At 30.9% G+C, this 12,383-nt stretch carries 10 protein-coding genes, 2 tRNA genes and 2 rRNA genes; 5 read left to right on the forward strand and 9 right to left on the reverse strand.

From position 1 onward, the window contains the following. From HNP67_RS00005 to HNP67_RS00015, 3 genes are all read right to left on the reverse strand, one after another. A 23S ribosomal RNA gene (locus HNP67_RS00005) occupies positions 1-1,575 on the reverse strand; the annotation flags it as partial. A gap of 204 nt (positions 1,576-1,779) precedes the next feature. Beyond that, positions 1,780-2,619, reverse strand: a complete 840-nt coding sequence (locus tag HNP67_RS00010; protein ID WP_184123790.1) for a Cof-type HAD-IIB family hydrolase — start codon at positions 2,617-2,619, stop codon at positions 1,780-1,782. 134 nt (positions 2,620-2,753) lie between these two features. Then, the gene (locus HNP67_RS00015; RefSeq protein WP_184123793.1) at positions 2,754-3,314 is read right to left on the reverse strand and encodes a DNA-3-methyladenine glycosylase; all 561 of its coding nucleotides are present in this window, start codon (positions 3,312-3,314) and stop codon (positions 2,754-2,756) included. Between the two features lie 246 nt (positions 3,315-3,560). Between HNP67_RS00015 and HNP67_RS00020 the strand changes: the two genes are divergently transcribed. Then, positions 3,561-3,634: transfer RNA gene (locus tag HNP67_RS00020), tRNA-Ile, on the forward strand. Positions 3,635-4,683: 1,049 nt separating this feature from the next. Here the strand turns inward: HNP67_RS00020 and HNP67_RS00025 are convergent. The 4 genes from HNP67_RS00025 to rsmI all read right to left on the reverse strand — a co-directional run bounded on the left by HNP67_RS00025 (position 4,684) and on the right by rsmI (position 7,992). Then, positions 4,684-4,757, reverse strand: a tRNA-Ala gene (locus HNP67_RS00025). Between the two features lie 172 nt (positions 4,758-4,929). Then, positions 4,930-6,465, reverse strand: a 16S ribosomal RNA gene (locus tag HNP67_RS00030). Between the two features lie 209 nt (positions 6,466-6,674). Then, positions 6,675-7,223: a 2'-deoxyribosyltransferase gene (locus HNP67_RS00035; RefSeq protein WP_184123796.1), complete on the reverse strand. Its 549-nt coding sequence runs from the start codon at positions 7,221-7,223 to the stop codon at positions 6,675-6,677. A gap of 91 nt (positions 7,224-7,314) precedes the next feature. After that, entirely contained in the window at positions 7,315-7,992 is a 678-nt protein-coding gene (gene rsmI / locus HNP67_RS00040; protein ID WP_184123799.1) for a 16S rRNA (cytidine(1402)-2'-O)-methyltransferase, read from the reverse strand. A gap of 207 nt (positions 7,993-8,199) precedes the next feature. Here rsmI and HNP67_RS00045 point away from each other — a divergent pair, with 207 nt between their 5' ends. Further along, positions 8,200-8,517: a hypothetical protein gene (locus HNP67_RS00045; protein WP_184123801.1), complete on the forward strand. Its 318-nt coding sequence runs from the start codon at positions 8,200-8,202 to the stop codon at positions 8,515-8,517. A 29-nt stretch (positions 8,518-8,546) separates the two neighbouring features. Here HNP67_RS00045 and HNP67_RS00050 read toward each other — a convergent pair whose 3' ends face one another. Then, positions 8,547-8,936: a DUF1893 domain-containing protein gene (locus tag HNP67_RS00050; RefSeq protein ID WP_002557021.1), complete on the reverse strand. Its 390-nt coding sequence runs from the start codon at positions 8,934-8,936 to the stop codon at positions 8,547-8,549. Between the two features lie 113 nt (positions 8,937-9,049). Between HNP67_RS00050 and HNP67_RS00055 the strand changes: the two genes are divergently transcribed. From HNP67_RS00055 to HNP67_RS00065, 3 genes are all read left to right on the forward strand, one after another. Next, positions 9,050-9,655, forward strand: a complete 606-nt coding sequence (locus tag HNP67_RS00055) for a YigZ family protein (protein ID WP_184123803.1) — start codon at positions 9,050-9,052, stop codon at positions 9,653-9,655. Positions 9,656-9,764: 109 nt separating this feature from the next. Further along, positions 9,765-10,517 carry a ParA family protein gene (locus tag HNP67_RS00060; protein WP_184123806.1) on the forward strand — a complete coding sequence of 251 codons (753 nt, stop codon included), beginning with the start codon at positions 9,765-9,767 and terminating at the stop codon, positions 10,515-10,517. 2 nt (positions 10,518-10,519) lie between these two features. Further along, the gene (locus HNP67_RS00065) at positions 10,520-11,233 is read left to right on the forward strand and encodes a hypothetical protein (RefSeq protein WP_184123808.1); all 714 of its coding nucleotides are present in this window, start codon (positions 10,520-10,522) and stop codon (positions 11,231-11,233) included. Between the two features lie 264 nt (positions 11,234-11,497). Here the strand turns inward: HNP67_RS00065 and HNP67_RS00070 are convergent, their stop codons facing one another. After that, the gene (locus tag HNP67_RS00070) at positions 11,498-12,280 is read right to left on the reverse strand and encodes a ParB/RepB/Spo0J family partition protein (RefSeq protein ID WP_184123811.1); all 783 of its coding nucleotides are present in this window, start codon (positions 12,278-12,280) and stop codon (positions 11,498-11,500) included. Positions 12,281-12,383 lie beyond the last annotated feature (103 nt).

The following is a 12,383-nucleotide window of genomic DNA, read 5'->3' on the forward strand; positions in this document are numbered from 1 at the left end:
GATTTTCCTATTAAGATCATCACCTTAATGCTTAAACTAGGACAACCATCGCCTAGCAGTAGTTAACCTCATGCGTCACTCCATCGAAACTATAAGAGGTACGGGAATATTAACCCGTTTCCCATCGACTACACTTTTCAGCTTTGCCTTAGGGGCCGACTAACCCTGGGAAGACGACCTTCACCCAGGAAACCTTAGGTTTTCGGCGAATGGGAATCTCACCCATTTTTTCGTTACTCATACCTGCATTCTCACTTCTGATACCTCCATCAAACTTTTCAGTTTAACTTCTCTGGCTTACAGAACGCTCCCCTACCATCTTAACTTTTGTTAAGATCCAAAGCTTCGGTAATGTGTTTAGCCCCGTTACATTATCGGCACTTAAGTACTCGACCAGTGAGCTATTACGCACTCTTTAAAGGTATGGCTGCTTCTAAGCCAACCTCCTGGCTGTTTACGTACCTAAACCTCCTTTTCCACTTAACACATTTTTGAGACCTTAGCTGTTGATCTGGGTTGTTTCCCTCTCGACTATGAACCTTATCGCCCATAGTCTCACTCCTATCCATCATTTAATAGCATTCGGAGTTTAACTGAGTTTGGTACCTTTTGACAGGCCCTAGCTCAATTAGTGCTCTACCTCTATTAAACTAAAATAAGGCTGAACTTAAATCCATTTCGGGGAGAACCAGCTATCTCCGAGTTTGTTTAGCCTTTCACTCCTATTCACAGCTCATCCCTGCCTTTTTAAACAGACTAGAGTTCGGCCCTCCACTTGGTTTTACCCAAGCTTCAGCCTGGCCATAAATAGATCACTCGGCTTCGGGTCTACCACATCTAACTAAATCGCCCTTTTAAGACTCGCTTTCGCTTCGACTCCAGCACTTCTATGCTTTAATCTTGCTAGACATGATAACTCGCAGGTTCATTATGCAAAAGGCACGCCATCACCGCAATAAATTACGGCTTTGACTGCTTGTAAGTCTACGGTTTCAGTTCTATTTCACTCCCCTCCCGGGGTTCTTTTCACCTTTCCCTCACGGTACTCTTCTCTATCGGTAGCTTTTTAGTATTTAGCCTTGGAGAGTGGTCTCCCCAGCTTCAAACAAGGTTTCTCGTGCCTCGTCCTACTCAGGAACATTTTAAAAAGATATTTACATTTAAATTACAGGACTATCACCTTCTTTGGTTAAACTTTCCAGATTATTCTTCTATATAAATATTTTGTAACTTTTTTGCTTATCACAGACTAAGCTTAAACGTCCTACAACCCCATAAATGCAACGCTCTGCAGCTTGACACATTTAAAGTTTGGGCTACTCCCTTTTCGCTCGCCACTACTAAGGGAATCTCTTTGATTTCTTTTCCTCAGGGTACTTAGATGGTTCACTTCCCCTGGTATCGCCTCTATTATTTAAATAATAGATAGCTAGCATCTTGCTAGCTGGATTACTCCATTCGGTAATCTTGGGATCAATAAATGTTTGCTTCTCCCCCAAGCTTTTCGCAGCTTACCACGACCTTCTTCGCCTTAAAGCTCCTAGGCATTCACCATAGACTCTTATTACTTTGACCATATTTTTATCTTCCATCTCTGTTTTGCCAATTTGTTTATGCAACATAAACTAATATATATCTTTGTTTAATCCATGTCAATACTTATTCCAATGTTTTAATAAATAAATTTACAAAAATACATTATAAGTAAAAAATTTATATTTTAAATAGAAAATTCTACTAAAAATAACCCAAATACATTAAACATTCGAATAGAAATTATTAATACTTAATATTAAGCTCAAAAAAATCAATTAAAAATCTAGCAACACCATCCTCATTATTACCAAATCTTGTCATTTCGTTATTTGCTAAATTAATTTTAAGAAATTCATTGGCATTTTTCATTAAAACCCCTTTGCCAAGATTTTTGAGCATCTCATAATCATTGTTATTATCTCCAAAAGCTAAAACATTATATAATGGGATGCTTTCAAGAAAAGCAATATTTTTAATAGCATTATATTTATTAGCATTAATATTGGTAACCTCTAATAAATCTTTAGAAGAAAAAAACACCCGTATATCCTGAAAATCCATACCCCTAATCTCATTGTCAAGTTTATTAAGAATTGCCAAATCATCACAATAATAAACAATCTTAGAAACAGAATCAACGTTTAGTTTGGTCAAATCTCCAATAGTAACATTTAAGCCCAAATCTCTAATAAAATGTTTCATAATAGGACTTTTAACATATGCATTAGAATACCAAGTATCAAAAGTATAAAGATTAACATCAACATTGTCTGTGTGTATCTTGAGAATTTTTTTTGCTAAGCCATAACTCATTGCATGCCTAAAAATTAAATTTTCTTGCAAAAAAACTTCAGCCCCATTCGCTGTTACAAGATAATTTTCATTAATATTAATTTCTTTTAATTGATTCCTAATATTTTTAACTTCACTCAATCTTCTACCGGTTGCAATAATTATTTTAAAATCTCTCTCTAAAGCCAAAAGAACTTCAAGGGTTAAAAAAGTAATCTCATGATTATTATTCAATAAAGTACCATCAAGGTCAAAAACCAGCATTTTATATCTTTTATAATTAGAATTCATATATAAATCTCTCTTGTAAAACATACTATCACAAATAATTTATTCTCAATAAAATTCCTTTTAAAGGATAAAACAATCAAATTTAATAATATTATATTTTTTAAAAAATTTTAAAAAATATAATTAAATTAAAATCAACTCCTTGAAACAAATTTGTTATCTTTGATATAAAATCTCCAAAGCTTGCTTATATCACTTTCTTGTGCATAATTAATATTGATTCTTTTTGAACAAACTATATTAAAATCTAGATTCACACCTCTTTGTAAAAAAAGCTCATTATTCCCAATAAGATCAACTTTATTAAAAGTTAAATCAATATTTAAAAATTTTGTAAGTTTTCCAGGACCATTGGTAAGAATACGTTTCTCCCTCAATAATGGAAAAATGGGCTCTACACTTCTAATTAAAACAGCTTGGGGATTATTTTTATCTGCGGTCACAATGTTAAACATATAATGCATTCCATATATTATATACACATAAGAATATCCTCCTATACTATACATAGAACTTGTGCGATTTGTCATCTTGCCGCCATAAGAATGACAAGCGCTATCTGTTGTCCCCATATAAGCTTCCGTTTCAACAATTCTAGTAACCATTTCCTCTTTGTTGATTTTTCTGATTAACAAATTACCAAGCAATAACTTTGCAACAATAGTAGCATCCTGTAAAAAAAATTGTCGATCCATAAACTCAATTTTAAAACAAGATAACAATAAAAAAAATACTGCCAAAACAAATATCTACAACATAAAAACATATTGCCCATAATAAAAATAAAAACTAAAATAATTTAATTATTCAATAAATACATGTTTTAATAAATATGTAAAATTACATCCTATACACAATATCTCTTATATCTTTTAAAGATATAAGAGATATTGACAAAGTTATAAGATTTAAATAAAATTTGTAAAGAATTATATGCTTAAGGGATCATAGCTCAGGTGGTTAGAGCGCAGGTCTGATAAACCTGAGGTCGGATGTTCAACTCATCCTGGTCCCAATGTATTCCATCGTTTTAAGCATAGCAGTGCTGTTTTAAGCTATGATTAATTAGAACAAAAACTTATTTAATTCCTGTATTGAGACATGCTTATACTGTAATACAATATATAATCTCAATTTTTAAAATGAACAATTTTAGTTCTATTGGATTTAAAATCTAAAATTGTACTTACTATTAAACAAAGCTTAATTAAATATGAATACCGCTAAGCATTTACTAAAGGCTCATTTTTTCTAAATTTTAAACTAAAAATCTACCTTAACTTAAAAAAATTTTTCATCAAAATAAAAGTACAAAAAATAGTCAATAAAATTAGTCTTAATTTATCCTTCTCTTAAAAAGAGGCTAATCCAGCCATACTGAAAGTATAATCGCCTTGTAACTATCTCAACCCTCTCCTTACGGGATAGGATAATAGCTTTGGGTTTCTCAACTCGGGTGTAGTGTGAAGGGCAGGCGTGTACAAGGCCTGAGAACTTATTAGCCATATCATTCCGATATACGATTACTAGCAATTCCAACTTCATGAAGTCGAATTTCAAACTTCAATCCGGACTGAGACCTGCTTTATACATTTCACCTCACAGCACTGTTTCTCTTCGCTTTGTACAGGCCATTTTATAGTACGTCCGTAGCTCTAAGAGATAAGAACAATGATTTAAACACAGCCCTCACTCTTCAAATTATAACCAAAAGTCTTATATGAATCCCTGTAATTACATAGTGATAACGATAACAAAGGCTACAGCTAGTTACAAGATTTGTCCCCCAGACATCACCTTAACAATCCACATTCATTACTGGCTTTTAGCTAGGAATCAATGTAGATCATCTATAAGACTTCTGGAAAATATAATCTTTATGATTTATTGAAATAACGTAAATTCTTATAAGAAGTTTGCTTTTGCCCCCAATCATTCTTCTTAGTATCAAAAGACTTCACCTTTAACCCAGAAATTCTAACTTCCTCTAGCTCATCTTCAAATAATTACTTTAGCAAAAGTACTTGAAAACATGCTTAATCGCAATTTAAGACACATACCAAATGGAGGTTAAGGGACTCGAACCCTTGACCCTCGGCTTGCAAAGCCGATGCTCTAGCCAACTGAGCTAAACCCCCAAAATACCCTAAACTTAAGTTTAATAAAGCTCTTTAATATCAACAATAAAAAATTTAATACATAAGTTCCTACTAAACTTACAAAAATAACACTGGTTTTAATATCTCTTTTATCAAAAGAAAAGAGCAGGGAAGAGTTAATGGAATTAGCCTTAGTTTATCTTTCTCTTAGAAAGGAGGTGATCCAGCCGCACTTTCCAGTACGGCTACCTTGTTACGACTTCACCCCCCTCACTAAACATACCTTAAATACCTTCCTCCCTTACGGGTTAGAATAATAGCTTCGGGTATCCTCAACTCGGGTGGTGTGACGGGCGGTGTGTACAAGGCCCGAGAACGTATTCACCGTATCATTCTGATATACGATTACTAGCGATTCCAACTTCATGAAGTCGAGTTTCAGACTTCAATCCGGACTGAGACCTGCTTTATGCGTTTTGCTTCACATCACTGTTTCGCTTCGCTTTGTACAGGCCATTGTAGCACGTGTGTAGCCCAGGACATAAGGGCCATGATGATTTGACGTCATCCTCACCTTCCTCCGACTTATCACCGGCAGTCTTATCTGAGTCCCCACCATTACATGCTGGTAACAGATAACAAGGGTTGCGCTCGTTGCGGGACTTAACCCAACACCTCACAGCACGAGCTGACGACAACCATGCAGCACCTGTATATAGACCCCAAACGGGGAATAATTATCTCTAACTATATCCTATATATGTCAAGCCCTGGTAAGGTTCCTCGCGTATCATCGAATTAAACCACATGCTCCACCGCTTGTGCGGGCCCCCGTCAATTCCTTTGAGTTTCACTCTTGCGAGCATACTCCCCAGGCGGCACACTTAACACGTTAGCTTCGGTACTAACTTTTAGTTAACACCAAGTGTGCATCGTTTACAGCGTAGACTACCAGGGTATCTAATCCTGTTTGCTCCCTACGCTTTCGTGACTCAGCGTCAGTCTTGACCCAGAAGTTCGCCTTCGCCTCCGGTATTCTTCCTGATATCAACAGATTCCACCCTTACACCAGAAATTCTAACTTCCTCTATCAGACTCTAGACATATAGTTTCCAACATAGTTCCACAGTTGAGCTGTGGTATTTTATGCATAGACTTATATATCCGCCTACTCACCCTTTACGCCCAATAATCCCGAACAACGCTCGCCCCTTACGTATTACCGCGGCTGCTGGCACGTAATTAGCCGGGGCTTATTCATAAATTAACGTCATCACCTTGTCATTTCCTACAAAGCTTATTCCTCATTTATAAAAGAATTTTACAATCTTTCGACCTTCTTCATTCACGCAGTGTCGCTCCGTCAGGCTTTCGCCCATTGCGGAAGATTCTTAGCTGCTGCCTCCCGTAGGAGTCTGGACCGTATCTCAGTTCCAGTGTGACCGTTCACCCTCTCAGGCCGGTTACTTATCATCGCCTTGGTAGGCATTTACCCTACCAACTAGCTAATAAGACGCAGACTCATCTACAAGCGAAGCTTTAAAGGCTTCCTTTCATCAATTAACAAATTAACTGACTTTATTCGGTATTAGCTACTATTTCTAGTAGTTATCCCCATCTCATAGGTAGATCATCCACGCGTTACTCACCCGTTCGCCACTGAATGTATTGCTACATTCCGTTTGACTTGCATGCTTAAGACGCACTGCCAGCGTTAGTTCTAAGCCAGGATCAAACTCTTCGTTATTCTTATTTTTTATTTAAAAAATTAACAGGTTTTGTTTATTCTTTTTGGCTTTTAACCTTACTTAACTCTTCCCTTCTCTCATCTTCCAATAATCATTTCAACCTTTAATACTCTAACAAAAGAAATAACATATTGTCAATACCTTTTCATTATTTTATTAACATAAAATATAAAAAAATAAATTTTATTAACAAACCATGCTAAAAGCATTAACAACCACATTTTTCATTAACAGGTAAAGTTGTAAAAATTTTTTTTAATTTATTTCCCAATTTAGCTTTTAAATAATCAAAAAAGGTTCTGAAATTTTCATTATCTCCTTTAAACTTAATCCACAATTCTTTAAAAGTTAAAATTCCTTCCCTAAGATCCTTATAATTAGAAAAAGCTGCAATACAGTCACTATACATTAAATTATAAAAATCAGAATCTTGTTTATCTTTAAAAAAATCTATACTTGGTATTTTCTTAGCAAAGGCAAATCCTCTCTCATAAGCCGTACCCGCATCAACATAATTAACCAAGGCCAAAACAATATCGCTACTAACTAGCTCTTTTAAATCTACTTCTCTTATCTTCTCTCTTATATCTCTATTTGCAAAGTTGTCATCAACCTTCTCAAGCAATCCCATCTTTTTAACAGCATGATGCTCTGGAGAAAAAACATCTAAATTGAACTCTTCAAGAAATTTTAAAACCTCATCCCTTAGTTTAATTTCCTCTTCGGTAAAAAACGGAGAAGCTAAATAAATCTTCATAAAAACCCCTATTAAAATTTAATTATAACATACTAAATCAATACAATAAAATCAACAATAAATAAATTTTTAAAATCTAAGTAAAAAACATTTATTGTGAGCAACTTCTACTGACTAAAATAGTAAACTCTCCTTTAACCTTATCCTTGCTCGATTCAAAATATTTTTTTAATTCTAAAGGTTTGCCAATTTGATATTCTTCATAAATTTTTGTCATCTCGCGACCAATAAGAACCTTAGCATCTAAACTAACAGAAGAAATTTCAACAAGCAATTTCAAAATTCTATGACCAGATTCAAGCAGAACAAAAGCATCCCCCCTTTTATATAGCTCAGCAATTCTTTTAAATCTTTTAAGACCTTTGTTAGGCAAAAATCCCTCAAAAAACACTGATTTATCTCTAAAAGGATTAACGCTTACAATTGTATTAAAAGAACTAACTCCGGGAATTGGACAAACTTTATACCCCTCTCTAAAAGCAGCAGCAACTAATAAGCTGCCAGGATCACTAAGCCCTGGAGTACCAGCATCACTAACAAAAGCAATAGAATCTCCTTTTGCCAAATAAGCCAATAGTAAGTCTATCTTCTTATTTTCTGTTACGGCATTACAAGAAATCATTTTTTTATTAATTTTATATCGCGACAAAAGTTTACTAGTGACCCTCGTATCTTCTGCAAAGATAACATTTACCGATTTTAAAACATCAATTGCTCTATAAGTAATATCTTCTAAATTGCCTATTGGCGTACCAACAATATATAACATGGCTACTTTTAATTCCTCCAAAAAACAAAAATAAATATTATTAAAAACAATTTTTTAATAATAAAAATCTAAAACCCTTTATTCACCAAATATAAAAATAAAATATAAGCTATATTTTATATGTCTATCAAAATACTTGCTTTTGTATTACGTTTAGTTATATCATTAAGTATTAATGATTAAAAAGTTAAAAGAAAGGGAAAACTTATGTTTGTATTAATTAGAAAAATATTTATGATCTATTTTCTATGCATTACTCTTGCAGGTTTTGCCATGATTTTTATTGACAGCAAATTTACCGAACAGTCTGATGCTAAAGAAAATCAAAATAAAATTAATCAACATACAATCGAACCTAATTTAATCATGTTTACATCTTCTATAGGAGGATTTTTGGGTGTTTATGCTGGAATTTGGATCTTTAACTATAATAAAAGCAATTTTTATCTAAATTGGGGAAATTTAATAATATTAATATACAATATAGCCTTAATTATCACTGTATACTCAAAGTCACATAGCTAGCTAAAACATGGATCAATTATTTTCACAATTTATAAATTATTAACTATAATACCTCTTTTAATCATATACTTATAAACCTCCTCGGGATTTTCCAAGCTTTCAATCAAACTTTCTGCCCTGTCATTTATTTTTTCTACCAATTTTTTATAAGCCACTTTTATTCCTCTGCTTTCTAAAAAATCCTTTGCGGGCTGAGAAACAACCCCAGCTTGAACATTTTGAAGCCCTATATTATAAATAATAACAGCCGCAGCCTTGCCCACAACCTTATCATAAATTTCAAGCCCTTCTTTATTCTGGATATACTTATTAATAAAATTATCTACTTCTAAAAGGGGCTTTAATCCCCTTTCCATGTTGGAATAAAGTATTTTATGATCTTTGAATAACCTTAATGTTGGATTCAAGCCTGATATCATTTTTACCTCTTTTCTAGATATTTATAACAATCAATAATAAAAACAAACACTATTAATGATATACATAAACAATAAATACTGCAATATCTAAAAAGATAGTATACTTACGTTATATGATATTAGTGCCAAAAAATAATAGCAATTCTAAAATTGAAATAAAGAAATCCATCTTTGTTTCATATATTTTTAATATTGAAAAAAAAGACGATATAAATAAAACTATTAAAAAATATAAAATAAAATTTAAAAATGCTTCGCATGTAGTTTATGGATTTAGAATTGGAAATAAGAACTCATTCTTAAATGGAATGAGTGATGACAGAGAGCCTAATTTAACAGCTGGAAAACCTACACTAGATGCTATAATACACAATAATTTAACTGATACTTTAATAATCACATTGCGATATTTTGGAGGCACTTTGCTTGGCAGAGGGGGATTAATCAAAGCATATTACAAATCTGCCAAAGAAGTTATAAATAATACATCTATAATAGAAAAAGAAGAATTAGAAATTTTAAGCTTAAATTTAACTTACAACCAATACAATTTACTATTAAAAATGAAAAATAAACTTGAAATAGAAATAATAGATTCAAACTTTTTAAACAAAATAAACACTTCAATTAAATTCAAAACAAAAAATAAACAAAAAATATCAGAATTTTTTATAGAAAATGGCTTAATTCAAGAAATTTTAAAGCTTCATAAAGAATAATATGTATGTCAAATAATCAAATATTTAAAAACTAATTTAAAGTATTATTATTTTTATCATTTATGTTTTAAAATATAAAAACAAAACCAAATAAAAAGAGAAAATTTATATGAAAATAATATCTGTAATTAATCAAAAGGGGGGCGTAGGAAAAACCACCAGCGCCATTAATATTTCTTATTCCATGATCCTACTTGATAAAAAAATTCTTCTAATAGATATTGACTCACAAGGAAACTCTACTAGCGGCACAAACACCTCAGGGCATATAGCCGAAAACTCAAGTTATGAACTTATTAATAAAAAAATAAAGGTCAAGCCCTTAAATCATTTTAAATTAGACATAATTCCTTCTAGCATTAAATTGGCTTTGCTAGAAAAAGAATTAATAAATGAGCTTTCAAGAGAAAATTTTTTAAAAAATGCATTAACGCTGTATGAAAAAGACAAATATGATTTTATTATTATCGATTGCCCTCCTACACTTTCAATATTAACTATAAATGCCCTTATTGCAAGCAATTATTTGTTAATACCAATTGAAACGGAATTTTTTGCATTTGAAGGCATAAATCAACTAATAGATACAATAAATACTGTAAAGCAAATAAATAAAAATTTAGAGATTGCGGGGGTTTTTATAAATAAATACGACATAAGAAATAAAAGTAAAGAAAAATATATAAGCTCATTAAAAAAAGTTTTTAAAGAAAAACTTTTAAATACAAAAATAAGGAAAAATATAAGCATTTCAAAATCTCAAGAAGCAAAAATGCCTGTATATGAATATGACAAAGAAAGCAATGCTGCAAAAGATTTCTTAGAGCTCTCAAAAGAGATAATAAATAAAATTAAGGAATAACTATGTCTGACAATTTAGAAACTTTAATGTTTCTAATGGGTAAAAAATTAGAAACATCTTCAACCAATTTAGAAAATATCGAAAAAAAAGAAATTATCTCAATTGAAAGAAAAAACTTTGACTACAATAAGCTGGATAAAGATATTTCTGATTTTTTAAAAAAAAAACAATACGAAATTTTCAATATTTTCAACAACACTTATACAAAAATTGGAAAGATACTTAAAGATGCTCAAGACAAATTAAAAGGAAATAATCAATATAACGGACTTTTTTATCAGTGGTTCAAAAGTATGGGATTTAAAAAAGACAAGGTTTACGCTTTAATATCAAGATACAATCTGCTTATAGAAAATTCCGACAAGCAACTCACTATAGAAAAATTACCTTTATCATTATCATATGAAATATCTAAAAAATCTTGTCCCTCTATTTTAAAAACCGAGGTTCTAAATGGCAAAATAAATTCTTTAAAAGAATTTAAAATTGTTTATAAAAAAAGTTTTGATTTAAAGGATACACACAAATCATTACTTAAAAAAAAAGAAAAATATGAAAACGACATAAAAGAAGAGCTGGATTTCATATTAAAAAATATAAAAGAATTTAAAAATATCGAATTTAACAAATTAAAGCAAGAAAAATTAAAATTATTTTTTCATTCTATTTTAGAAATAAAGAAAAAAATAAAACATATTAAAAATAATTCTATCTAACTTTAGCACTGCACCAGAAAGAATATATTTTATATATTCTTTCTATTCATTTTTCAAATATTAAATTATTTTTTACTTTTAAATTTAGTTACACATAACAAAATATAAACTTTGCCCTTCATTTAAAGCCTAATATTTATTATAAAAACTAAACAATTTTAAAATAAACTTAAAAAATTTATGTATTATACCAAATGCCTAAAAATAAAAACTCTCATAAAATTAAGAAAATATATTTTACAATCTTTAAATTATACAAACAATTTAGCTAATATGGCCAAAAAAAGAAACAATCCTTCTTAAATCACCTGAAGTAAAATACTCTATCTCTATTTTGCCTTTATTTTGATTACCTTTAATATCTATTTTTGTTTGGATTTTATCAAATAAAAATTCTTTTATGTTGCTTAAAAAAGGATCTTGCTCCAGTTCTCTTTTTTTTACTAGGAATTTGTATAAATTTTTAACATATTTTTCTGCATCTCTTACAGAAATTTTTTTTTTCAGTATCATTAAATAAAGATTATACCTGTCTTGCTTATCTTTTAAGGATAAAATAACTTTAGCATGCCCAAAAGAAATTTCTTTCCTATGTACTGCATTTAATATTTCTTGCTCAAGATCTAAAATCCTAACTAAATTTGAAATATAGGCCCTACTTTTGCCAATTTTTTCAGATAAATCCTTTTGAGTTAAAGAATATTTATTCATTAAATTTTTATAGGCATAAGCCTCCTCAACAGGCGTAAAATTTTCTCTTTGAATATTTTCAACCAAAGGCATAAAATCTCTACAGGATTCTTTTATATTAACCTCGATAACAGGAATATTTGTCATCTGAATAAGTTTAGCAGCTCTAAACCTTCTTTCTCCTACTATTATTTTATATCTGTCATTTGCTTTACAAACAATTAAAGGTTGCAAAATTCCATTTTCTTTTATAGAAATACTTAGTTCTTCTAATTCAACAAGACTAACAGATTTCCTTGGCTGATCATTATCAATATCTAAAAGATGAATATCTATCATTTTAAAAACTCTATCCATATTATCAGAACCTCCTACAACACAAAATTTTAACAGGTTATAATATTGAATTACAATTTAAGAATAAAAAAAAAGAATGTTCCACGTGGAACATTCTTAAATA

Source organism: Borreliella californiensis, from assembly GCF_014205885.1.
Lineage (GTDB): Bacteria > Spirochaetota > Spirochaetia > Borreliales > Borreliaceae > Borreliella > Borreliella californiensis.